The organism is Mycobacterium sp. SMC-11 (assembly GCF_046250095.1).
Lineage (GTDB): Bacteria > Actinomycetota > Actinomycetes > Mycobacteriales > Mycobacteriaceae > Mycobacterium > Mycobacterium heraklionense_A.
In genome coordinates, this window is the sequence record NZ_CP176430.1 from 3,888,399 (window position 1) to 3,911,684 (window position 23,286).

Below are 23,286 nucleotides of genomic sequence, written 5' to 3' on the forward strand. Positions count from 1 at the left end.
ACCGCCATGGAATGGACCGGGGCCGTATACGCCGACGCACCGACGGTGGAGGTGTCCACCTGGATCGACGCCCCGCCGGAGCGAGTCTGGGAACTGGCCAGCGACATCCACGCGGTCGCCGAGAGCAGTCAGGAACTCCAGCGGGTCGAATGGGCCGACGGTGATGGGCCCCGGCTGGGCGCTCGGTTCACCGGGTATAACCGGCATCCCGCCCTCGGGGAATGGTCCACGATCTCCGAAGTGGTCGAGTTCGAACCGCTGACGGTGTTCGGTTGGGCCGTCAGCGATCCCGACAACCCCACTTCGTCGTGGCGGTTGAGCCTGGTCCCGGAAGGGACCGGCACCCGCCTGACCGAATGGATGCAGCTGGGGCCCGCGCCGTCCGGGCTTTCGCTAGCCATCTCTGCGATGCCGGACAAGGAACAGAAGATCGTGTTCGTGCGGCTGCGTGAATTCGAGGCGGGTATGACGGCCACCCTCGATCACCTCAAACAGCGCGCCGAGCACTGATGCGCGCGGCGATCACGCTGGAAGCGGCCAGCGTCGGCAGCTGGGACCATCAGAAGCTGCTGGTCCGCGAGGCCGAGAAGATGGGCCTGGACATCTGCTGGGTCGCCGAGGCCTGGGGTGCGGATGCGGTCTCGGCGCTGGGCTACTACGCCGCGTGCACCGACCGAATGCTGCTGGGATCGGGGATCATCCAGCTGTCCACCCGGACCCCGGTGGCCATCGCCCAAGCCGCCATCACGCTGTCCAACCTGTCCGGGGGTCGGTTTCTGCTCGGTCTGGGTGCCTCGGGCCCGCAGGTCATTGAGGGGCTGCACGGTCAGTCCTTCGACCGGCCACTCGGCCGGATGCGCGAGACCATCGAGGTCATCCGGCAGGCGATCGCCGGAGAGCGCATCGCCTATAGCGGCAAACAGTTCCAGATCCCCCGCCCCGGTTCGGCCACCAAGCCCATGCGGTTGTCGATGCGCGCCGAACACCCGATCCCGCTGTATCTGGCCAGCCTGACCCCGGCGATGCTGACGCTGACCGGCGAAGTCGCCGACGGCTGGCTGGGCACCAGCTTCGTGCCCGAGGGCGCCGGCGCGGCCTACTTCACCCATCTCGACAGCGGCCTGGCCCGCTCCGGGCGCACTCGAGCGGACCTCGACGTCTGTCAGGGCGCCGAAGTATCGTTCGCCGACGACGAGAAGCATTTGAAGGAACTGATCGACAGCCGCAAGACCGAGCTGGCCTTCAGCCTGGGCGGAATGGGTTCGGCCAGTACCAATTTCTACAACCAGGCCTACAGTCGTCAGGGCTGGTCGGATGTCGCGGCCGCAGTGAAGGAACGCTGGCAGGCCGGCGACCGGGCAGGCGCCGCCGCGCTGATCACCGACGAGATGGTGCTGGCCACCACCTTGATCGGCACCCCCGCAATGGTCCGCGATCGCCTGCAGGTCTGGTGCGACGCCGGGGTGGACACCGTGCGGGTCTACCCGGCCGGCGAGCGCCTCGAAGATCGGATCACCACGCTGGGCGCCGCGATCGAGCTGGTGCACTCGATCACGCGCACCGGGCGGTAGCGGCCCAGCTATCCGGGTGCGCTGCCGATAACCCCATCGGCTGCCAACGCGGCGATCTCGGCCTCGGTAAGCCCCAGCTCGCTGAGCAGCTCATGATTGTGCTGGCCCAGTAGCGGTGCCGGTCGGGTATGAATACGGCTCGGGCCCTGCGACATTCGGGCCGGCAGTGTGCTGTGCGGAGCGGCACCGTTGACCGGGTGATCGACCCGCTCGAAGAAGTTCCGCTCGGCCAGCTGCGCCAACTCGGTCTGGCGATGCGGTTGCATGACCTTGCCGACCGGTACCCCGGCGTCCCACAGTGCTGCGACGACGTCGTCGGCGCTGCGCCTCGCGCACCAGGCGGACAGCTGTTCGTCGATCAGGTCGTGGCGGGCGCGTCGTCCGGTCGCTTTCGATAAGTCCGGATCGGCGGCCCAGGCCGGGTCACCCAGCGCAGCCCGCAGACTGGCCCACTGCTCATCGGTAGCGACCGCAACCGCGACCCAGCAGTCTTGCCTGCCGAATTCGTCGACGCCGGCGGTCCGATAGAAGTTCTGCGGGGCGGCCGCCGGCCCGCGGTTTCCGTCACGTTGCAGCAACGCGCCGTTGGCGGAGTATTCGATCACCTGCTCGGCGGCGATGTTGAGTGCGGCGTCGACCATGGCCGCCTCCACCAGCACACCCTGCCCGGTGCGGCGCCGATGCTCCAGGGCCAGCAGCAGACCCGTCAGCGCATGCACGCCCGCGTTCGGGTCACCGATCGAGTACGGCTCGTAGGGGTTGCGATCGGGGTAGCCGGTCAGCCAGCTCAGGCCGGAGGCGTCCTCGATGACGTAGGCGAACGCCGGGTTATCCCGCCACGGGCCGTCCAATCCGAATCCGGGCATTCGCAGCATGATCACGTCGTTGCGCAGCGACTGCACGAAGTCGAAGTCCAGACCCAGATTCTCGACGACGCGGGGGGTGAAGTTCTCGACGATGACATCGCAGCCGGCGATCAGGCGGTGCAGCACGTCGCGGCCGGCCTCGGCCTGGAAGTCCAGCGTCAGGCCCTTCTTGTTGGTGTTGAGCGCCGAGAAGATCGGAGACTTCTCCCACCATGACTCGTCGCTGACCGGTATCCCGGCGATCAGCCGGGTGCCGTCGGGATGGCGGGTCGACTCGAGATGGATCACCTCGGCGCCGAGCATGGCCAGCAGGTGCGTGCACGACGGCCCGGCCCAGAAAGTGGTCATGTCCAGTACGCGTATTCCGCGCAGCGGCAACCGGTCCCCGGCGGGTTCCGAAGCCGGGGCGTCGGGGCGCACCGGCGGCAGCTGTCGGTAGAAGTCGGTGTGTTCGCCCAGCCGCGGAGCCGGAGTCGGCGTCTGTAACGCCACACCGCGCAGCCGATAGGGCGGTACCGGTTGGACGAACCTGTCTCGTGGGTTGCGGGTGAACACCTCGCGATGCCGGAAGTGGTCAAACGTCGGCACGTTCTCCCCGTTGCCGACCGGCGAGTTGGGTATCCGGAAGGCCGACGCCAGGTCGCGGACATCGTCGACCTTGTGACTGCGCACCCACTGGTACAGCTCCGGCGCGTGCAGGTTCGCCTGCTCGGTGATCGACAGCGGCGAGTTCTCGTCGATCCACTCGTCGTGTCCCGACATCGCACACAGGTCGAACCACTGCTGGGCGGTGCCGCAGCCCAGCGCGACCAGGCCGTCGGCGGCCTCGGCCACGCCGGGCACCGTCGGCCGGCGTTCGGACCGCCACGGGCGATCGAGGACCTGGAAGTACGTGACGGGATAGTAAGTGAGGCCGAGGATCTGGGCTTCCAGCGCGGACAGGTCGATCAACTCCCCGCGGCCGTCGCGCAGCGCGCGGACCCGCGACGCCAACGTCATCGCGGCCGCATACGCCCCGGCGAGCCAGTCCCCGACCTGTCCGCCGACGTGTACCGGTGCGCGATCCTGCGATCCGCGGCCGAGCCCGACCGCTCCCCCCGACCAGGCCTGCAGGGTGAACTCGGTGGCCGGGCGGTCTCGCCACGGACCTTCCAATCCGAACGGCGTAATGGCGGTGACCACCAGGTGCGGGTGCCGCCGATGGATCTCGGCCGGCGCCAACGACGGGTGCCGCCCGACGGCCCCGTCCGGCGACCACACCACCGCGTCGGCGGAGGCCAGCAGCCGATGCACGAACTCGATGTCGTCGGCGTTGGCGGGGTCGGCGACCACACTGTGTTTGGAGCAGCCCAGGAAACTGAACAGCGCACCGCCGGACGCCGGATCGACCTCAGCCCGTGATGCCGACCAGCGGCGCAGCGAATCCCCGTGCGGGGGTTCGACATCTACCACCGTCGCTCCCCCGTCGGCAAGCATCTTGGTGGCGTAGGCGCCGGCGATACCGTCGGACAGGTCGACGACGGTATAGCCGTGCAGCGGCGTCACGACGTCAGGATTCCTTGTTGCGACTGGACTTACTCAGCCGGAAGTCGGGCGGGAACCTCGAGTCGTTGTCCTTGACCGCTCCGGACAGACCGGACTCGATGGCGTCGTCGAGCATCAGGTCATCGGCGTCGGGCGCCACACCGGAGCCCATCGACTCGAAGAACGCCGACAGCAGGCTGCCCATGTACTCACCCTGATGCTGCTTGTAGACCTCGAAGAACATCTTCTGCATGAACACGGTGTCGACCGGGCGATTGCGCGCGCAGGCCAGCGCGTACTTTTCGACCTCGGCTTCGAGTTGGTCGCGTGGGACAACCTTGTTGAGGAAGTTGCACTTCTCCATGTCGGCGGCAGTGAAAGGCCGTCCGGTGAAGACCATCTCGGAGAATTTGCGAAGCCCCATCATCTGCACCCAAGTCCACATCCGCGGCCCCCAGCCGTAGTAGCGGAAGGACGGGTGGCCGAACAGTGCGTCGTCGCTGGAGATCACCAGATCGGCGTCGGCGGCCTGGTAGAAGTGCCAGCCGTAGCAGTAGCCCTTGGCCTCGACGATGCTGATCTTCTTGAGCTCCTGCAGCGGCCGGTTGCCGGCCTGCACATTGGCGTACCAGGCGCTGATGGTGGCGCCGTTGCGAAAGGTGCCCTGGGGCGGGTAATTGACGTCCATGCCGTCCAAACGCAGCTCGGCCAATCGCTTTTCGGGATCTTCGACGCCCTCCATGAACTCGGGAAGGTCCGCACCGCTGCCCAGGTTGTCCCCGACACCACGGATCACCACGACTTTGACGTCGTTGTCCACGCTGGCTCCACGCAGCAGGTCCGCGTAGCGCAGTCGCGCCGACGAGGTCGGTGCGTTGAGGTACTCGGGCCGGTCGAAGGTGATGGTGGCGATCTTGTTGGCCGGGTCCTTGTGGTAGCGGATGATCTCTTCGGCGGACGGCCGCTCGGAAGGCCCTGGCGTGTCTGACATTAGCCGTCTACTCCTCTAGTTGCCGCAGCAGTCGCCATCAGACACCCAGGAACGCTTTGATGTTGCTGCTCACCACTTTCGCCGCGTCCTGCGGTCCCAGGGCCGCGACAACGTTGGCCAATGACTTCTCCGAGTAGCCAAAGGTGCTCTCGTTGTGCGGGTAGTCCGACGACCACATCACCTTGTCCACCCCGATCTGATCGATCAGTCGCAGGCCGAGTGGGTCGACCATGAACGACGCGCTCATGTGGGTGTCCCAGTAGTGCCGGATGTCGTGCTGCAGTTGGTGGGTGAACATGTGCTGATAGGAGGCCAGCAGGTGTTCGGCGTCCTGCAGAGCGGTGGGAACCCAGGCGATCCCGCCTTCGAACCAGCCGATCCGCAGTCCCGGGTGACGGTCGAGGATGCCGGAGAAGATGTATTTGGCGAACTGTTCGCGGAACGAGTCGACATTGACCATCATGCCCACCACGACACTGTTGACCTCGCACGGCGTCTTCGGCGGGGTTTCACCGATGTGGTGGGTGATCGGTAGCCCGGCCTGTTCGATCTCATCCCAGACCGGGTCCATCACCCGGGCACCGAAGTCGATGATGTTGCCGTCGTCGTCCTTGCCGGGGTTCAGCGGCAGCAGGAACGTCTTGAGTCCCAAGGACTTCAGTTCGGCCAGGGTACGCCTGGCGCCGGCGGGGTCCCACCAGTTGATCAGGCCTACCCCGTAGAAGTGGCCGTTCGACCGCTCCTGCAACTCGGCCATGTACTCGTTGTAGATGCGAAAAACCCTCTCCCGCAGCTCTTTGTCGGGGAAATGAAACAATGCGAGTACCGCGTTCGGGAACGCCAGTTCCTTGTCGACGCCGTCGGTGGCCAGCTCGGCGATCCGTGCCTCGATGTTGCTGCTGGCCGCACCGGCCAGATCGTCGTATTGCATGAGCACCGCCGAGAAGTCGCCCGGTAGGAACGACTGCCCCTTGCGGCCGACCATGTACGCGCCGTCCTCGTACCAGATGCGGGGCGCCTTGTCCTTGAGGTCCTCGGGGAACCGTTGGTAGAAGATGTCGTCGGCGATCGAGATGTGGTTGTCGGCGGAGAACACTTCGGTGCCGGCCGGGAGGCCGACACCAGCTATGCCCGCACCGGCGCGCCCGTGCCGGTCCTTGGGCGCCCCGTAGCCGCCGGCGGGATAGAACGCTGTGCCGTGAAACGCGGCGGCTTCAGTTGATGTGCTGGCCATGTCAATCCACTTCCAATCGGATGGTTACCAGGTGACGGGGAGTTCGTAGACGCCGTAGGCGAGCCGGTCGTGTTTGAACGGGATCTCGTCGATGTCCACCGCCAGCTTCAGGGTGGGGATGCGCTGGAACAGGGTGCGGAAGGCGATCACCATCTCGGCGCGGGCCAGCTGCTGACCGACGCACTGGTGCGGGCCGAACCCGAACGCCATGTGTTGGCGGGCCGGGCGCGCCAGGTCGAGTGCATCCGGCTCAGGGAAGACCGAGGCATCCCAGTTGGCCGGCGCCAAGTCGATGATGATGCCCTCACCGGCGCGAATGGTCTCGCCGCCGATCTCGATGTCCTCGAGGGCCACCCGGCGCTGGCCGGTGTGGATGATCGACAGGTAGCGCAGCAGTTCCTCGATCGCGTTGGCGATCGCGGCGTCGTCGTTGCCGCGGAACACCGCTGTCCTCTCGGCGATCTTGTCGGGTTCGTGTAGCAACGCCACGATGCCCAGGCCGATCATGTTCGCGGTGGTCTCATGCCCGGCGATGAGCATCCCGGTGCCCAGCTGGGTGGCCTCGCGCACCGACAGCTCACCGTTTTTCACCCGCTTGCCCAGATCGGAGACCATGTCGTCGGCCGGTTCGGCCATCCGGGTCTCCAGCAGCTGAACCAGGTACCTGGAGAGTCCGGTGGCGCCCTCGGCGAGGTCGTCGGAGGTGGCGTTGCGGTCCACGCCCATGGTGGCGTGCTGCTGGAAGAACTCGTGGTCCTCATAGGGCACGCCGAGCAGTTCGCTGATGACCAGGGAGGGAATCGGCAGCGCGAATCCCTCGATCAGGTCGGCCGGTTGCGGTCCGGCCAGGATCGCGTCGATGTGTTCGTCGGTGATGCGTTGCGCGACCGGGGCCAGGGCGTCGACCCGTTTCATGGTCAGGCCCGGGGACAGAATCCGCCGGTACCGGATGTGTTCGGCGCCGTCGGTGGTGAACACCGACTTGGGTCGGTGGTCGACGCTGGCGCGCATCATCTCGTTCCAGTGCGGGAATCCGGGCTGGTGGTCGTCGACGCTCACGCGGGGATCGGAGAACAGGGTGCGCACCGCCTCGTAGCCGGTGATCAGCCACGGGGTGCTGCCGTCCCAGATCCGCACCCGGCTCAGCGGCCGCTGTGCGGCCAGTGTCATGGTCTCCGGCGGCGGCGCGAACGGGCACCGGCCGTCACGGCTCATCGGATACTCCGGCGTTGCGGTGCTGGCAATGGTGGACGCTTCGGTCACGCTCACTCCTCGACGATCTTGATGGCTCCGGACGGACAGACTTGGGCCGCCTGGCGCACGGCATCGGCCAACTCCTCAGGCGGGGACTGATCGAGCAGAACGACGACACCGTCCTCATCTCGCTGGTCGAACACCCGGGACGCGAACCCCACGCATTGCCCCGAGGACGCGCAGATGTCTTGATCGACGGTCACTTTCATTGCGGGCCTCCCGGAACTCCGGTGACCGGAGCGAGCCACAGACCCACGATTGCGTCGATCAGGTCGGATCCGGATTCGGCCCAGCTGGCCGAGGCCGACGCTCCGGATGCCAGCGTGCGCTCGTGCTCGGCGCAGGTGTGCATCAACAGGTTTCGGGCCATCACGTTGCGGGCCTGGTGGACCCGCAGGGGAAGATCCGGCAGGCAGGTGTTGATGCCATCGACGACCTGTACCAGCGACGGCGAACTCAGCGCGTCCTTGACCACGATGTCGTGGTAGGCCGGGTCGGCCATCACCTGCGCGGCAAAACGGGCATACCAGGTCGGATTACCCAATGCGGCAAGGTGATCGGTGAGCGGGCGGACCAGGCAGGCTACCCAGTGACGCAAGTCGGTGGAATCCGACGCGTCCGACACCATCTCCTCGCGCAGCCGCTCGACCGGCACTCGGTGGCGGCGCTCGATCTCGCGGACCAGGTCGGTCTTGGTGCCGAAGTGGTATCCGACGGCGGCGTTGTTGCCCTGGCCGGCGGCTTCGCTGACCTGCCGGTTGGAGACCGCGAACACCCCGTGTTCGGCGAACAGCCGTTCGGCCGCGGTCAGGATCGCTTCCCGCGTGCTGCTGGCTCGTTCGGCCCGCACGGCCCGATCAGCGGTGGTCACGGCGTCAGTCAACCGTGATTCGCGGTTTAAGTCAAGCGATTGATTTAATTTTTTGCGGCATCCGCCGGCTTGCTGCGGCGACGGATCGCCTTGCCTGCGACGGTCCCGCCGTCCACCGGCAGCACCACGCCGGTCACGTACCGGGAACGCTCACCGGCGAGGTAGAGCGCGGCTTCGGCGACGTCGGCCGCGGTGCCCTCCCGCTTCAGGGGCCGGTCGGCCCGCATCGTCTCGCGAATCGCCGCTTCGTAGCGTTCCAGGTCCTCCGGGTCCAGGTTCGCCGCCGCCGACGACGCCACAAACGGCGTCGGAACGTTGCCGGGGGCAATGGCATTGACCCGGATGTCGTAGTGGGCCAGCTCAATCGCCGCGGATTTGGTGAACTGGATGACCGCGGCTTTTGACGCGCGGTAGGTCATTACCCCGCCGCCGGCCTGGATGCCGCCGATCGAGGTCAGATTGAGGATCGATCCGCCGCCGGCCTTGGACATGTGCCGGGCGGCGTCGCGAGTACCGGCCATCACACCGAGCACGTTGACCGCCATGATGCGGTGAAAGTCGGCCAGGTCGTCGTCGAGAAACCTGTTGTGCATGGTGCCCGAGACCCCGGCGTTGTTGACCATGATGTCCAGACCGCCGAACGTCTCGACGGCCGATTCGACCAGCGCACCCACTTGGGGCGGGTCGGAGACATCGGCGACCCGGAAGATCGCCTCCGCACCGAGTTGTCCCGCGAGCGCTTCGCCGCGTTCGCGATCCGTGTCGGCGATGACGACGCGTGCCCCCTCGGCGAGGAATCGCTCGGCGATCCCGCGGCCGATACCCGATGCGCCTCCGGTGACGATTGCCACCTTGCCGGCCAATTCGTTTCCCATCTGCACCCTTCCGCTGCGACCGCGTCCGTGGTTCGACTCAACCCGTTAGCCCGGGTTCAGTCAAGCGACTGATTTAATTGCTCGGGCGACCTAATGTCGGCAGGATGACAGGCCCCGTCTCGACCGACGATCGGCTGGAGATCGCCGCGCTGCTCTACCGCTATGCCCGCGCAGTCGACACCAAGGACTGGGCGCTGTACCGGTCGGTGTTCACCGACGAGGCCGTCATCGACTACTCCTCAGCGGGCGCGATCTGCGGCACGCGTGACGAAGTCGCCGATTGGCTGGCGAGCGGCTTCGCCACCATCCCGATGTCGATGCACTACATCACCAATATCGAGATCCTGGATCACACTGCCGATTCCGCGGTTGTGCGGGCCATGTTCTGCAACCCCATGCAGCTGCCCGGCATGACGGGCCTGAGTTACTGCGGCGGTTACTACCATCACGAGCTGGTTCGCACCGGCGGCTGGCGCAGCGCGCATCTGCGCGAGGAGAACGTCTGGTTCACCAATCCCCCGGTCCGCCACCAGGTCGGTTGATCACCTGGCGCCTGTACCGATTCGGCAGCCCATCAATGTCAGACCCCACTGCGATGATGAAGTCATGTCAACGACCGCCTTGGCTGCCACCGCGGAGTTGCCTCCTGCCCAGCGCCTTGATGTGCTGTTCGAGGAGTTGGCGGAGCTGACCGGTCAGCGCAACGCGATCGATGGACGCATCGTGGACATCGCCGCCGAGATCGAGCGAGATGAGCTGTGGGGTGGTACCGGAGCGAGGTCTTTCGCTGCGCTGCTGGCCTGGAAGACCGGGGTGTCACCGGGCAACGCCCACACCATCGCAACGGTGGCCCATCGAGCCGACGAGTTTCCCCGCTGCGTCCAGGGCATGCGGGAAGGTCGCGTGTCACTCGATCAGGTCGGGGTGATCGCAGGGCGGGCCGCCGACGGCTCCGACGAGCACTACGCACAGCTGGCCGGCGTGGCCACGGTCAACCAGCTGCGCACCGCGGTCAAACTGGAACCGCGACCCGAACCCGATCACCGGCCTGAGCCGGCGCGCTCGGTCACCAAGACCGGCGACGAGCAGGGTAGCTGCTGGCGGATCAAACTCGATCACCTCGACGCGGCGAAGTTCGATGCGGCACTACGGTCTCATCTGGACGCCCTGATGGCCGAGTGGAAACACGACCACGATGGCGGCGCAATAGATCAGGCGCCTCCGTTGCCGACTACGGCTGACGCGTTTCTGCGTCTGGTCGAGGCTGGATGGGATGTGGAGGCAGCCCGCCGGCCCCACGGGCAGCACACCACCGTGGTGGCGCACCTCGACATCAACGACCGGGCCGCGGCACTGCACGTGGGGCCGCTGCTGTCGAACGAAGAACGCCGATACCTGCTGTGCGACGCCCGCTTTGAGGTGTGGTTCGAGCGCAATGGCGAACCCATCGGCGCCGGCCGCACGACCCGCGGGATCAGCCGCCGGCTTCGACGGGCCCTTGAGCACCGCGACCGCTGCTGCGTGGTTCCCGGCTGCGGAGCCACTCGAGGGCTGCACGCCCATCACATCCGGCACTGGGAAGACGGCGGCGAAACCGAACTGCCCAACCTGGTGCTGGTCTGCCCGTATCACCATCAGCTGCACCACCGCGGCATCATCACCATCACCGGGCCAGCCACCCACCTCACCGTCACCGACAACACCGACCGACCACTGAGCACCGCATCGCTGGCCCGCCCACCCAAGCAACCGCGACCCACGGTGGCACCATGTTCCGGGCCCACCGGCGAACGCGCCCAATGGTGGTGGTACTCACCATTCCAACCGCAAGCACCACCGACAACCAATTAGGTCACGGGCGGCTGATCACCCGGCAAAGAAGTCCAGCAGTAAACCGTTGACCTGTTCGGCCTGCTCGATCTGTGGGCAGTGGCCGGCGCCCTCCACTACGACGGCGCTCCCGCCGGGGATCTTGTCGGCGATCTGCGCCGACCACCCCGGCGGGAGCAGCTTGTCGCAGGCACCTTCAATTACCAACGTCGGTACTGAAATGCGTTCGTAGGCACGGTCGCTCGACGCCGGCGGCGAGATCTCGGCGCCGGGCCGGCGGAAGCGTGCCGCCGCCACCGCCTCCCATGCGCCGGGTGCGGTGCTCGAAACGTACCGCCGCCGTACGTAGTCGTCGTCGTCAGGATAGGCCGGGTCGTGAAACAGCGCGGCCACGATCCGGCGCATGGCGGGCACCGTCGCGTCGTAGTCGTAGAGCGCGGCCATGTGTTCGTTCTGCTGGATCTCCCCGCCCCCGCAGATGAGCACCATTCGCCGCACCGGCAACAGCGGTGCCTCCGACGTGGTGTCGACCAGCAGCATGATGGCGCCCATCGAATTGCCCACGAAATCCGCCGATTCGACTCCCAGCGTCGCGCAGAACCGCGCGACGTGGCGAATCCGCATTCCGCGCCCGTCGTTGAAGTCGAGGACCTTGGCCGACTCCCCGAACCCGAGCAGGTCCGGCGCGAGTACCCGATAGCGCTCAGCCAGTGCGGGAATGGTGTGTTCCCAGCCGATCTCAGCGCCGGCACCGAACTCGCCGCCGTGTAGCAGCACCACCGCCGGGGCGAACGGGTCACCCGATTCCAGGTAGGAAGTGCTCAGGCCGTCCACGACGACGGTCTTGCGCGTAATCAGCACGTGGCTCCTCAGACGAGCTACTTGATCGCGATCGGGTTCACCGGTGACCCGACTCCGCCGGTCACCCGCAACGGCGGTGCCACCAGCTGGAACTCGTAACGGCCGTCGGCGGCGCAATCCGCCGCGAGTGCGCCGAGGTCCCAGTACTCCCCGAGCATCAAGCCCATGTCGCGCAGGCACAGCATGTGCAGGGGCAGGTACGTTCCTTCGACGCCGGACACCGGGTCTTCGACCATCAGGTTGTCGGCGGCCACCGCGGCGACGTCATGGGCGTGCAGCCAGGAGGCGCACCGCCAGTCGAGCCCCGCGCCCGGTTCAGCGCCGTTACCGGTCACCGAAAACCTTTCCCACCAACCGGTTCGGACTACCACGATGTCACCGGGTTCGACACTGACCTTCTGGGCGCGGGCGACCTCGTCGAGCTCGTCCGGGGTGATCGGGGTGCCCAACGGCAAGAAGGTGTCGGCTCCACGGTGCGCGACCACGTCGAGCAGCACTCCGCGTGACGTGATCCCCTTGCCGTCGACCTTGTCGATACCGCAGTGGTAGGCGCCCAGGCTCGTCACCGAGGCCGCCGGGAAGCCGTTGTAGAGCTGGTCGTCGTAGTAGACATGTGAGAGCGCATCCCACTGGCTGGCGGCCTGCAACGGCATCACGATCATGTCGTCGTTGAACCGGAACGGGTTGTCGACGAAGAACTCGCCCAGCTGCTGCGCCACGATGTTGCGGTGCCATTCCGGGCCGTACTGCGCCAGCGTGCTCACGTCACCGCCGTCGACGGTCATCACGTGAATCGGGTTGTGCCGGAACTGGAGCGCGCCCTGCGGTCCCGACGACCCGAAATCCACCCCGAGCGGGAAGATCTTGCCGTGCCGGACCAGGGCGGCAGCCTCGGCGACCTTCGCTGGGGTGATCAGGTTAAGCGTGCCCAGTTCGTCCGCGTCACCCCAGCGTCCCCAGTTGCGGACCGACTCGGCCACCCGCCGGAACTCGGTCAGGCCGGCCACGGCGCCGATCCGTCCGTCAGGGCGGCGGCGGCCCGGGCGCTGATATTGCCGCCGTCGACCCAGAGCACCTGGCCGGTGATGTAACCGGCCGCCGGACTGTTCAGAAACACCAGTGGTGCAGCCTGTTCTTCGGCGCTGGCGACCCGCCCCAGCGGTTTGGGAATGTCGTCGAGAAAGTCCTGCCCGTATCTGCTGCGCAGTTGATCGAGGATCGGGGTTTCGGTGACGCCGGGCGCGGTGCAGTTGATCCGGATTCCGCGTTTCGCCAGGGGCCCGGTGTTGAGCATGCCGTAAAGGATGATCGCCTCTTTGGACAGCCGGTAGCCGCCGTCGGCAAGCGCGGCGGGATTGGCACGGCACCACTGTAATCCGGCAGCCATGTCGTGGGAGTTCAACAGGCCGACCGTGGTCTGGGCGTTCTCGCGGTAGGCCGCCGCAGCCAGCGAGGACACATTGGCGATCGCCGATCCGGCCGGCATCGCCGGCCACAGCGCCTCGGTGAGGTGGCGCAAGCCCAGGAAGTTGATCGTGACCACCCGCTCGGGGTCACCGATGCCCGAGGAGACCCCGGCGACGTTGAACAGCGCATCAACGTGCCCCGCCGCCCGGATCGCCGCGGCGGCGCGATCGATGGACGCCGGATCGGTCAGATCCGTCGCGTGAAATTCGTCGACGCTTGCCGCAGGATCAACCCGGTCCAGGCCTACGACCTGCGCCCCGAGTTCACCGAGCTGCGTCACCAGCGCCGCGCCGATCCCCGACGCGCAGCCGGTGACCACGGTTCGTCGACCGTCGTAGCGCCACAGTCCGGACGTCGCGCTCACTGCGGGCCGCGTTCCCGTTCTTCCTTAGCAAGTTGCGCAGCCTGCACCCGACCCTCGTTCATCTCGGCCATCGCCTCGGGGATCTCGGTGGCGGTGAACGTGCCGCCTCGACCGGTCGGCAATCCGCCGAACGAGTAGGACTCGTCGAATGCCGGTGCGGTGGGCGCTTGTCGACGGGCCTCCAGTTTCTCCAGCACCGGTTCGAGCCGCTTGGCCTTCTCGGCGACTGCCTTTTCGTCACGTTCGATGAACTCCGGCAGCACCTCCTTGCCCATCAGTTCGATGGCTTCCATGGTCGCCTCGTGGCTGCGCGGGTTGAGCAACAGGATGAGCTCGTCGACGCCGCTCTCCTCGTAGCCACGCAGGAACTCCCGTGCGGTCGCGGGACTTCCGATTGCCCCGCGACCGGGCCCATAGGCCAGCGTCGGGTCCTTCTCCACTTCTTCGAGGTAGCGGTTCCACACCCCGGTCCGGCCCGGGGTGTGCTCGCCGGTCATGTAGTAGTGCATGATCCCGAACGAGAAGAATCCTCCGCCGACCCCGAGGCGCGCGATGGCCTGCTCGTCGGTGGGGGCCACCATCATCGACAGGTCGCCACCGATGGCCAGGATGTTCGGGTTCACCTGCGGGGTGACCGGGACGCCGTTCTCTTCGAGTTCCTTGTAGTAGCCGTTGACCCGCTCGGCCAGCGGGCCGGGACCGGTGTAGGCGAAACTCAGTGCACCGATGCATTTCTGGGCGGCCATCTGCACCGAAGCCGGTCGGGTACAGGCCACCCAGACCGGCGGGTGCGGCTTCTGCATCGGCTTGGGTACCACGTTGCGGGCCGGCATCTGCACGTGCTGGCCGCCAAAGCCGGTAAACGGCTCCTCGGTCATGCAGCGAATCGAGACCTCGAGTGCTTCCTCCCACTGGGTCCGCTTGTCGGCCGGATCGATACCGAATCCGCCGAGCTCGGCGATCGAGGATCCCTCCCCGGTACCGAATTCGACCCGGCCACCGGAGAGCAGGTCCAAGGTGGCGACCCGCTCGGCCACCCGGGCGGGGTGGTTGACCACCGGGGGCAGGTGCATGATCCCGAAACCCAGCCGGATGTTCTTGGTCCGCTGGCTGGCCGCGGCCAAGAACATCTCGGGCGCGGTGGCGTGGCAGTACTCCTCCAGGAAGTGGTGCTCGGTGAGCCAGACCGTGGAGAACCCGGCCTTGTCGGCCAGCTCCACCTCGTCCAGACCGTCGGAGAACAGCAGGCGTTCATCGTCGTCGGACCATGGACGCGGCAGCGCGAACTCGTAGAACAGTGAGATCTTCACGTTTTACCTCCTGGGCGATTGGTTGGGAGTCTGCGATTCGGCGGAACGATGGCGGTCAGGAATATCGGCAAGATGTTGGGCGGCGACGTAACCGAACGTCATTGCGGGGCCGATGGTTGCTCCCGCACCGGCATAGCTGCGGCCCATGACCGGGGCCGAGGTGTTGCCCACCGCGTAGAGGCCCTCGATCACCGAGTCATCGGCGCGCAGTACCCGGGCGTGCTCGTCGGTACGCAGGCCACCCGAGGTGCCCAGATCGCCGAGGATGATCCGGAACGCGTAGTAGGGCGGTTTGCCCAGTGGGTGCAGGTTGGGGTTGGGCAGCGTCGGGTCCCCGTAGTAGTTGTCATAGACACTGTCGCCGCGATTGAAGTCGTCATCGTGGCCGGCGCGCGCCAGCTCGTTGAACCGCTGTGCCGTGCTGCGCAGCCGCTGCGGCGGGACGCCGATCTCGCGGGCCAGCTCCTCGAAGGAGTTAGCCGCCTTCACCACACCGGAGTCCAGCCAGGCCTGCGGTATCCGGCGCCCGGTCGGCACGGGCGCACCGGGGATCTTCGGGATCGGTAGGTGTCCGGCGACGACGTAGCGGTGAAAGGATCGCTGGTCGGTGACCAGCCAGCACGGGATGTGGGTGACACCGGTCTGCTGGCCCGTGATCATGGCGTGCGCGAAATCCATGTAGGGCGCGGCTTCGTTGATGAACCGCTCGCCGTCACCGTTGACGATGAACTGGGACGGCATCATGCGTTCGTTGAGCATGAACTGCAGACGTCCGTCGGGCCAGCACACCGCCGGGAACCACCAGGCCTCGTCGAGCAGTTCGGTAGCCGCGCCGACACGTTCCCCGGCCCGGATGCCGTCGCCGGTGGCCAGTGGGTTGCCGAAGCTCCAATCGTGTTCCAGCACAGGCTGATACTGTCGGCGCCACGCCAAGTCGTGGTCGAACCCGCCGCTGGCCAGGATCACGCCGCGGTGCGCCGCGATGCGCTGCGGCCGGCCGTCGCGCTGCACCACCGCACCGATCACCGCCCCGGAGTCGTCGGTTATCAGCTCGGTCATCGGTGCGTCCAGCCACAGCGGCATGTCACGTTCGACCATGGCCAGCCGCAGCCGCGCGGCCAACGATTGGCCGATGGCGGCCATCCGGTCGCCGAACACCCGGGCGCGAAACATCCGCCACAGCAGCTTGACCAGAACCGCTTTGCCCCGCCACGACTGGCGGACTTGGTAGAAGAGCCGAAGGTCCTTGGGGCCCAGCCAGATCCCCTTGGGCGCCAGCGCCAGCGGGGCCAGCAGGTTCTGTTCCTCGTCGCCGAGCTTGCGCAGGTCGATGGCGGGCACGTTGATGGTGCTGCCCAGCTCGGAGCCGCCCGGCAGCTCCGGGTAGTAGTCGGCGTAACCGGGCTTCCAGACGAACTCGAACCAGGAGCTGGTGGCCTCCAAGAATTCCATCATCTGCGGCGCGGAATCGACGTATTGCCGCAGCCGCGCATCACTGACCAGCCCGTCGGTGATGGTGCGCAGGTAGGTAAGGACGTCGTCGGGGTCGGGCGCATAGCCTTCCCGGCGCTGCGACGGCGCCCCCGGCACCCAGATGCCGCCGCCGGACAGCGCGGTGGAGCCACCGAAGTACCGCGCCTTCTCCACGACCAGGGTGTTCAGGCCGCGGGCGTCGGCGGCCAGTGCCGCGGTCATTCCGCCGCCGCCGGAGCCGATGACGAGCACGTCGACGACGTGGTCTGGGTCGGTCACCGGATCACCTCCGTGGGTTGCGCAGTGCGGATGGCGAACCCGGCGATCAGTTCGGGGGCCGGCCGGTAGTAGCGATGAGTTATGCGGTAGCGGCCCTGCGCCGCGAGCGCCCCGAAAGCGGCTGCCCAGGTGCGGATCTCGTGTGCGGAGCCACCACCCGACTCGGTGATGAACGCGTTGGACCAGTCATTGAGGTCATCGAGGCGGCCGCTGTCCACGATCGCCAGGAATCGCTCGTCGAAGTCGGGGTTCAGCGGCGCGAGGTTGTTCGTCCCGGCCGTGAAGTCGCGGGCCGCCGCAATCACCGCGTCCTGACGTGCTTGGCGCTGCTCGACGCTCATGGCGGTGCCGTGCAGGATCCGGTCCCGGGTGACCGGTGGCGCGGTCGCCAATGTCGGGATGGGCGGATCATGCGAGAGCCCACCGGATCCCACCACCAGTACCCGCAGGTCCAGACCTGCCAAGAACTCCCCCACCGCGGCGCCCAGCGCGCGGGCACGGTGTATCGGACCGAGCGGGGCGGCGACGGCATTGAGGAAGATCGGGATCACCGGACACGCCGCGGCATCCCCAAACAGCCGCTCAAGTGGCTGGGCAACGGCATGGTCGACGTCCATGGAAGCCGAAACAGCCAGGTCCACACCGCATTCCAGCACTGCCTCCGCGCATTCGCGGGCAATGTCGACCGGAACGTTCAGCGCCCCGAGGTACGTGCCGTAGTCACCGATGCCTTGGGCCGCGGTGCCGATGCAGAACGGCGGCATCAGTTGTAGGAAGAACCCGTTGTAGTGGTCCGGGGCGAATATCACCGTCAGCTGCGGGTCGAAGTCGGCGACGAAAGCCGCGGCGTCGGCGATCGCGGCCTCGATGTCGTCCATCAACTCACGGGGCGGTCCCGGCAGATTCAGCAGTGGACTGTGGGACATGCAGCACAGGGCCAGTGTCATCGGGGCAATCACCCCCTCGCACGGTCACGGCCAGAACGTCGAAAAGTCGTGCGCTCACCTCGGGGGCGCGCTGGGCGATGCAGGCCGCGGCGATGCAGCGGTCCGGGCGCAGGAACAGCACCGATTCGCTGTGGCGGTCGAACCACGCTTTCAGCTCCCCGGTCCGGTCGCCGACGATGGTGATCGCGGGGTCATCGACCTGACCGGGAGGGGTCCAGTGCAGCTGGGTGGAGGGCCGCACCGCGACGAAGCTGGCCCCCAGCGCCGTCCACCGCGCGAAGGCGTCCTTGCCGAGCAGTACCCGGGGATTGTTGTTCCAGGCCAATACCGCGAACCCGGTGCCGATCACCTCGTCGAGGAGAAGGTCGGTGCCACTGCGGGTGTCGACGCGGGGCTGAATGAACAGCGTTCCCGCCGGGGAATCGGGACGCCGAGGCTGGTCATGGACGACCGCGCCCCGCTCGTAGCGGGGCATCGGTTTGAACCGCATCTCCAGTACGTAGCGTTTGAGGGTCGGTACCGCCGAGGCCGCCCGGATCACCCGGTCACGCAGGCCGGCGACGCGGCGGTTGGTCGGTGAGATCACCTTGCCCACCATCGTGGACAGGTCGATCATCGCGCGGGCATGCTTGCGCCGCTCGGTGTCGTAGCTGTCCAGCAGGCTTGGCCGCGCGTGCCCCCGGACCACGGCGGCCAACTTCCAGCCCAGGTTCATCGCGTCGCGGATCCCGCTGTTGTAGCCCTGGCCCTGCCAGACCGGCATCAGGTGCGCGGCGTCGCCGGCCAACAGCAGCCGCCCGCGACGGAAGGCCCCGGCGATCCGGGAGTGGTGGGTGTACACCCGGTGGCGAATCACGTCGACGTCGTGCGGATGCGGCAGGAACGGGGCCAGCATGGCCGCGACGAATTCGGGGTCTTCGGCCTGCTCGTCGGTCTCGTCGGCGTGAATCATGAACTCGAACCGACGAATACCGTGCGCAATCGAGATCGACGCGTACGGGCGCGCCGGGTCGGCGCCGACTTCACTGTTGGGACGGCCGAGTGGGTCGTTGGCGATGTCGACCACCAGCCAGCGCGTCGACGAGGTGGTGCCGTCGAAGGACACTCCCATCAGCCGCCGGGTGGCGCTGCGCCCGCCGTCGCACCCGACCACGTAGCGAGCCGAGACGGTCTGCGGTTCCAGCCCTTCTCCCCCGATGCTCACCGTGACCGATTCGCCAGATTCGGCACACCCAGTCATCGGCCGGCCCCACAACACCTGGACGTGGTCGAAGCGGTCCAAGCCGCGCAGCAGTTCGGCATCGACCAGCGGCTGCACGAATCCGTTGCGCTTGGGCCAGCCGAAACAGGCGTCGGCGGGCGCCATTTCGGCCAGCAGCCGCCGGCGGCCGTCGTAGAACCGCAGGATCTGGTTCGGGACGGTATGCGGCAGCACGGCATCCACCAGGCCGATCGCCTGGAAGGTGCGCAGCGACTCGTCGTCGAGGCCGACCCCGCGGGGATAGTCGATGAGGGTGTCGCGGTCCTCGACGACCAGTGTGTTAATCCCTTGCAGGCCGAGGATATTGGCCAGGGTCAGACCGACCGGTCCGGCGCCGACCACGACGACTTCGACATCACTGAGCGCAGCCACGCTAACGCTCCAGCAGGAATTCCAGGTGAAGGCGGTTGAAGGTCTCGGGGTCCTCATACTGTGGCCAGTGGCCGCAGCCGGGCATCAGTTCAAACCTGGCGCCCGGGATCATCGAGGCGATCCGCTTGCCCTCTTCGACGTCGGCCGTCGGGTCGTCGCTGGTCCAGACCACCAGGGTGGGCGCGGTGATTCTTCCGTATTCGGCGGGCCCCAACAGATTCCGCGCCCGGATCTGCGGGTCCTGCAACGCCATGATGTCGCGCATCGCGTCGACGAATCCCGGCAACCGGTAAATCCGCTGACGGCTGGCCACGATGTCGTCGTAGTCCTTGGTCTTGTCGGCCATCAACCACTTGATCCGCGCCTGGACCGTTTCCCAGCTGGGATTCTCAACCGCAGCCATCGACAACGTGATGATTCGCTTCATCACCTCCGGGTCGGCCTGGGAACCACCCGCGGTGTTGAGCACCAACCGGTGAACCCGATCCGGGTGGTCGATGGCGGCGCGCGCCGCCACCCATCCGCCGAGGGATTCGCCGCTGATGCTGGCCGTCTGCGCACCGATCGCGTCCAGCACATCCATCAGGTGCGCCACGTAGTGGCCAACCTCCAGGGGATGACCGGGCTTGTCGGTATAGCCATGACCGAGCATGTCCACCGACCAGGTCCAGAAATGCTCGGCGTGCGCGGCGAGATTGCGGACGTAGGCCTCGGCGTGCCCGCCGGAGCCGTGCAGCAGCACCAGAACCGGCTTGGCCGGGTCGCCGGCCCGCAAGTACCGGGTGCGCACACCGCGCGCATCGAGGTAACCCTGCTCGAACGCGACGCCCTGGAGGTCACCCCAGACGCTCTCGAACTCCGGCACCGGCCACCTCTTCCCTAGTTCGAACGGAAATGTGATTCTCTGTTTCTGACATATTGAACGTGCTGTTATCGCACATGTATGTACGTTATATTCAAGAGCATCACTCTCGCGAGGGTGGATGTCAAGGAGGCCCTGCCGATGCCCACGCTGATGCCCGACGCTGCCGGCGAGACCGCGCGGGGTTCGCAGACCCTGGCCCGCGGGTTGGCCGCCTTACAGGCGGTGGCCGCCGCTCCAGAGGGGTTGACGGTGCAACAGGTCGCCGACCGGGTCGGCGTGCACCGGACCATCAGTTATCGACTACTGAACACGCTGACCGGCTTTCGACTGATCGCCAAGGGGGACGACGGCCGGTACCGCCCGGCCGCCGCGTTGGCCGTACTGGGAGCCTCGTTCGACAACAACATGCGACAGCTGAGCCTGCCGACACTGCGCGCGCTCGCCGATGAACTCGGGACCACGGTGTCGCTGCTAGTTGCCGAGGGCGACCAGCAGGTCGCCGTCGCGGTTATCGTCCCCACCCAAGTCGGCTACCAACTCGCGTTCCACGAGGGCAGCCGCCATCCGCTCAGCCTGGGCGCCGCCGGGATCGCGCTGCTGGCGGCCATGCCCGCGCGCCCCGGAGAACGCGACATCGTCCCGCAGACCCGGGAACGCGGCTGGGTGGTCACCCACGGCGAGATCGAGCCCGGAACGTTCGGGTTGGCCGTTCCGGTTCGCCGCCGCCCGCCGGCGCCGCCGACCTGCATCAACCTGATCTCGCACCGCGAGGACGTGGTGCTGCGAGGTCGCGACGCCGTGCTGGCCGCTGCCGGCCGCCTGTCCGAGATCTTGAGCTGAATCCGCCCGAGAGGAACATTTTGATGCCAGCCGGCCCGCAGCACGATTGGGACGAGACCGTCGACGTGGTGGTGCTGGGCACCGGCGGCGCCGGGCTCACCGCCGCGCTCACCGCGGCAGTACATGGCGCATCGGTGGCCCTCTACGAGAAGTCGGACACGGTGGGCGGGACCACCGCGGTCTCCGGTGGCATCGCCTGGATTCCGGCACACAGTCGGGCGCCCGGGCTCAGTGTCGAGGCCGCAATGGACTACCTGCGCGCCCAGTCCTTCGGTGCGATGGATGACACGCTGGTCTCGACGTTCGTACAGACCGGCCAGGAGATGGTCGACTTCGTCGAAGCCCACAGCGATGTCCGCTTCGAGGTCGCCACCGGCTTCCCGGACTACAAGCCGGAGCTGCCCGGCGGGCGCCCGTCCGGCGGGCGCTCGCTGAGCCCGCTGCCCTATGACGTCTCCCGAGTGGGCTCTTGGCAGGACCGGATCACGGCGTTCCCCGCCGACTACAGCAATGTCGGATTCGACGCCGAGACCCGCGCCCGGCTGCACGCCGACATCGAGGCAACAGACGCGGGCGATGTCTGCGTGGCCGGCACCGCGCTGATCGCCGGACTGCTGCGCGGCGTGCTCGACGCCGGGATCACGCCGCAGACCGGCCACCGCGGCGTGGAGCTCCTCGCCGACACCGAAGGCATCGCGGGCGTGCGCGTCGATGGCGACGGCTCGCGTCGGCGGGTGCGCGCCCGGCGCGGCGTCATCCTGGCCAACGGCGGCTTCGAATGGGATGTCTCCCTGGTGGAGGCGTTTCTGCGCGGGCCGATGCGCGGTGCGGTGTCACCGCCGAACAACACCGGTGACGCGCTGCGCATGGCGATGGCGCACGGCGCGGACCTGGCCAACATGGGCGAGGCGTGGTGGGTCCCGATCGTCCGGATCCCCGGTGACACCATCGACGGGGAGCAGCGCAGCCGCAGCGTACGGCTCGAGCGGACCCGCCCGCGCAGCATCATCGTCAACCGGGCCGGGCGGCGGTTCGTTAACGAGGCCTGCGACTACAACTCGATGGCCGGCGCGTTCCACTACCTGGAACCGCGCGCCGGATACGTCAACGATCCGGCGTGGATCGTGTTCGACGCCGGACACCTGCGCCGGTACGGCTTTCTCGGCGTCGCACCCGACGGCACCGCACCGGAGTGGTTCTCCGAATCACCCGATCTGGCCGCCCTGGCCGCCAAGACCGGAATCGACGCCGAGGGCCTGGCGCGCACGGTGGCCGCCTGGAACCGCGACGTCGCGGCAGGAATGGATCCCGAGTTCGGGCGCGGATCCAGCGCCTACGACGGCTATTGGGGCGATGACCAGGCGAGCACCGTCGCCGGGCGCACCCTGGGACCTATCGACACCGCACCCTTCTACGCCGTACCGCTGTCCGTCGGAGCGATGGGCACCAAGGGCGGGCCCCGGACCGACTCCGACGGCCGGGTCCTGCATGTCACCGGCCGGCCCATCCCCGGGCTGTTCGCCGCGGGCAATGCAATGGCGGGCGTGACGGGCCGGGCCTATGGTGGCGCGGGTGGCACCATCGGGCCAGCCATGGTGTTCGGCTTCCGCGCGGGGCGCGCAGCTGCCACCACAGGCACAGGGACATCATGAGCGGCTCGTTCCCCCGTCACCGACAGAGCGGAAATGCTATTCTTCGCCGCAAAGAATTTGAGTCTTTGGCAGCGCGGCCGCTCCGGCGGGTGCAGCAGTGGAGGAGCCCGTGACAGGCAGGCAGGTCGCCGCATCGTCGCTGGTTGGGGGGATAGCGCTTGCCGGCGCGCTGGCCACCGCCGCCCCGGCGGGCGCCGATGACACGGCACCGCACCGGGTGCGCTACTCGGTCAGCGCCACCCAGACCGCGCAAGCGTACGTCTACTACCGCGAGGTTCAGCCGCCCAATTTCGGCGAGTACAGCCACAACCCGTACCAGTACAGTCCGCGTGCGGACGTCACGGTCGGCCCCAACCAGCCCTGGATCTTCGAGACCACCCTGGCCGATCCGCAAGACTGGGCCATGGTGGTGGTGTCGCTGCCCGCAATGCATCCCGAACTACCCTCGCCCGGGTTCGTCTGCGAGCTGCGCGTCGACGACGCCGTGGTCGCCACCGACGCCGGTACCAAGGGGGCGCTCTGCTCGCTCCGCACGTGGTGAGGGACCCTGGTGCTGGGTGGACAACGGACAGGAGAGGC

22 protein-coding genes are annotated in these 23,286 nt (G+C 67.3%); 7 read left to right on the forward strand and 15 right to left on the reverse strand.

Going from position 1 to position 23,286, the window contains the following annotated elements; genetic code table 11:
• The first annotated feature begins 6 nt into the window (after positions 1 to 6).
• A complete protein-coding gene (locus tag ACKY0X_RS18460; RefSeq protein WP_409427201.1) occupies positions 7 to 510 on the forward strand; it encodes an SRPBCC family protein in 504 nt (167 codons plus the stop codon).
• Entirely contained in the window at positions 510 to 1,571 is a 1,062-nt protein-coding gene (locus ACKY0X_RS18465) for an LLM class flavin-dependent oxidoreductase (RefSeq protein WP_409427202.1), read from the forward strand. Before ACKY0X_RS18460 ends, ACKY0X_RS18465 begins: the two co-directional genes overlap by 1 nt.
• A gap of 8 nt (positions 1,572 to 1,579) precedes the next feature.
• On the opposite strand, the gene ACKY0X_RS18470 is transcribed toward ACKY0X_RS18465, so the two are convergent.
• The 7 genes from ACKY0X_RS18470 to ACKY0X_RS18500 are packed head-to-tail and all read right to left on the reverse strand — an operon-like array spanning position 1,580 to position 9,186.
• The gene (locus tag ACKY0X_RS18470) at positions 1,580 to 3,982 is read right to left on the reverse strand and encodes a CaiB/BaiF CoA transferase family protein (protein ID WP_409427203.1); all 2,403 of its coding nucleotides are present in this window, start codon (positions 3,980 to 3,982) and stop codon (positions 1,580 to 1,582) included.
• 4 nt (positions 3,983 to 3,986) lie between these two features.
• Positions 3,987 to 4,952, reverse strand: coding sequence for an enoyl-CoA hydratase/isomerase family protein (locus tag ACKY0X_RS18475; RefSeq protein WP_409427204.1), 966 nt, complete (start codon positions 4,950 to 4,952; stop codon positions 3,987 to 3,989).
• A 37-nt stretch (positions 4,953 to 4,989) separates the two neighbouring features.
• Entirely contained in the window at positions 4,990 to 6,186 is a 1,197-nt protein-coding gene (locus tag ACKY0X_RS18480; RefSeq protein WP_409427205.1) for an amidohydrolase family protein, read from the reverse strand.
• A gap of 24 nt (positions 6,187 to 6,210) precedes the next feature.
• A complete protein-coding gene (locus ACKY0X_RS18485) occupies positions 6,211 to 7,401 on the reverse strand; it encodes a cytochrome P450 (protein WP_409429694.1) in 1,191 nt (396 codons plus the stop codon).
• Positions 7,402 to 7,451: 50 nt separating this feature from the next.
• The gene (locus tag ACKY0X_RS18490) at positions 7,452 to 7,649 is read right to left on the reverse strand and encodes a ferredoxin (RefSeq protein WP_409427206.1); all 198 of its coding nucleotides are present in this window, start codon (positions 7,647 to 7,649) and stop codon (positions 7,452 to 7,454) included.
• Positions 7,646 to 8,311, reverse strand: coding sequence for a TetR/AcrR family transcriptional regulator (locus ACKY0X_RS18495; protein ID WP_409427207.1), 666 nt, complete (start codon positions 8,309 to 8,311; stop codon positions 7,646 to 7,648). Before ACKY0X_RS18495 ends, ACKY0X_RS18490 begins: the two co-directional genes overlap by 4 nt.
• Positions 8,312 to 8,355: 44 nt before the next feature.
• The gene (locus ACKY0X_RS18500) at positions 8,356 to 9,186 is read right to left on the reverse strand and encodes an SDR family NAD(P)-dependent oxidoreductase (RefSeq protein WP_409427208.1); all 831 of its coding nucleotides are present in this window, start codon (positions 9,184 to 9,186) and stop codon (positions 8,356 to 8,358) included.
• Between the two features lie 104 nt (positions 9,187 to 9,290).
• Here ACKY0X_RS18500 and ACKY0X_RS18505 point away from each other — a divergent pair, with 104 nt between their 5' ends.
• Together ACKY0X_RS18505 and ACKY0X_RS18510 are read left to right on the forward strand one after the other, a co-directional pair.
• The gene (locus ACKY0X_RS18505) at positions 9,291 to 9,728 is read left to right on the forward strand and encodes a nuclear transport factor 2 family protein (RefSeq protein ID WP_409427209.1); all 438 of its coding nucleotides are present in this window, start codon (positions 9,291 to 9,293) and stop codon (positions 9,726 to 9,728) included.
• A 64-nt stretch (positions 9,729 to 9,792) separates the two neighbouring features.
• Positions 9,793 to 11,037 (forward strand): HNH endonuclease signature motif containing protein, encoded by a 1,245-nt coding sequence (locus ACKY0X_RS18510; protein ID WP_409427210.1) that lies wholly within the window; start codon positions 9,793 to 9,795, stop codon positions 11,035 to 11,037.
• A 15-nt stretch (positions 11,038 to 11,052) separates the two neighbouring features.
• Here ACKY0X_RS18510 and ACKY0X_RS18515 read toward each other — a convergent pair whose 3' ends face one another.
• Genes ACKY0X_RS18515 through ACKY0X_RS18550 form a run of 8 tightly spaced genes read right to left on the reverse strand, consistent with a single transcriptional unit; the run spans position 11,053 to position 20,215 of the window.
• Positions 11,053 to 11,877, reverse strand: coding sequence for an alpha/beta fold hydrolase (locus tag ACKY0X_RS18515; protein WP_409427211.1), 825 nt, complete (start codon positions 11,875 to 11,877; stop codon positions 11,053 to 11,055).
• A 17-nt stretch (positions 11,878 to 11,894) separates the two neighbouring features.
• Positions 11,895 to 12,884, reverse strand: coding sequence for a cyclase family protein (locus ACKY0X_RS18520; RefSeq protein ID WP_409427212.1), 990 nt, complete (start codon positions 12,882 to 12,884; stop codon positions 11,895 to 11,897).
• On the reverse strand, positions 12,872 to 13,708 hold the full coding sequence (locus tag ACKY0X_RS18525; RefSeq protein ID WP_409427213.1) for a coniferyl-alcohol dehydrogenase: 837 nt from the start codon (positions 13,706 to 13,708) through the stop codon (positions 12,872 to 12,874). The genes ACKY0X_RS18520 and ACKY0X_RS18525 overlap by 13 nt, the downstream gene beginning before the upstream one ends.
• Positions 13,705 to 15,018 (reverse strand): LLM class flavin-dependent oxidoreductase, encoded by a 1,314-nt coding sequence (locus ACKY0X_RS18530; RefSeq protein WP_409427214.1) that lies wholly within the window; start codon positions 15,016 to 15,018, stop codon positions 13,705 to 13,707. Before ACKY0X_RS18530 ends, ACKY0X_RS18525 begins: the two co-directional genes overlap by 4 nt.
• A gap of 3 nt (positions 15,019 to 15,021) precedes the next feature.
• Positions 15,022 to 16,770 (reverse strand): FAD-binding protein, encoded by a 1,749-nt coding sequence (locus ACKY0X_RS18535; RefSeq protein WP_409427215.1) that lies wholly within the window; start codon positions 16,768 to 16,770, stop codon positions 15,022 to 15,024.
• Entirely contained in the window at positions 16,767 to 17,696 is a 930-nt protein-coding gene (locus tag ACKY0X_RS18540) for a 3-carboxyethylcatechol 2,3-dioxygenase (RefSeq protein WP_409427216.1), read from the reverse strand. Before ACKY0X_RS18540 ends, ACKY0X_RS18535 begins: the two co-directional genes overlap by 4 nt.
• Positions 17,653 to 19,350: a bifunctional 3-(3-hydroxy-phenyl)propionate/3-hydroxycinnamic acid hydroxylase gene (locus ACKY0X_RS18545; protein ID WP_409427217.1), complete on the reverse strand. Its 1,698-nt coding sequence runs from the start codon at positions 19,348 to 19,350 to the stop codon at positions 17,653 to 17,655. Before ACKY0X_RS18545 ends, ACKY0X_RS18540 begins: the two co-directional genes overlap by 44 nt.
• Before the next feature lies 1 nt (position 19,351).
• Entirely contained in the window at positions 19,352 to 20,215 is an 864-nt protein-coding gene (locus tag ACKY0X_RS18550) for an alpha/beta fold hydrolase (RefSeq protein WP_409427218.1), read from the reverse strand.
• A 138-nt stretch (positions 20,216 to 20,353) separates the two neighbouring features.
• Here ACKY0X_RS18550 and ACKY0X_RS18555 point away from each other — a divergent pair, with 138 nt between their 5' ends.
• The 3 genes from ACKY0X_RS18555 to ACKY0X_RS18565 all read left to right on the forward strand — a co-directional run bounded on the left by ACKY0X_RS18555 (position 20,354) and on the right by ACKY0X_RS18565 (position 23,248).
• Positions 20,354 to 21,055: a helix-turn-helix domain-containing protein gene (locus tag ACKY0X_RS18555; protein WP_409429695.1), complete on the forward strand. Its 702-nt coding sequence runs from the start codon at positions 20,354 to 20,356 to the stop codon at positions 21,053 to 21,055.
• A 23-nt stretch (positions 21,056 to 21,078) separates the two neighbouring features.
• Entirely contained in the window at positions 21,079 to 22,707 is a 1,629-nt protein-coding gene (locus ACKY0X_RS18560) for an FAD-dependent oxidoreductase (protein WP_409427219.1), read from the forward strand.
• A 109-nt stretch (positions 22,708 to 22,816) separates the two neighbouring features.
• A complete protein-coding gene (locus ACKY0X_RS18565) occupies positions 22,817 to 23,248 on the forward strand; it encodes a hypothetical protein (RefSeq protein WP_409427220.1) in 432 nt (143 codons plus the stop codon).
• Positions 23,249 to 23,286: the final 38 nt, after the last annotated feature.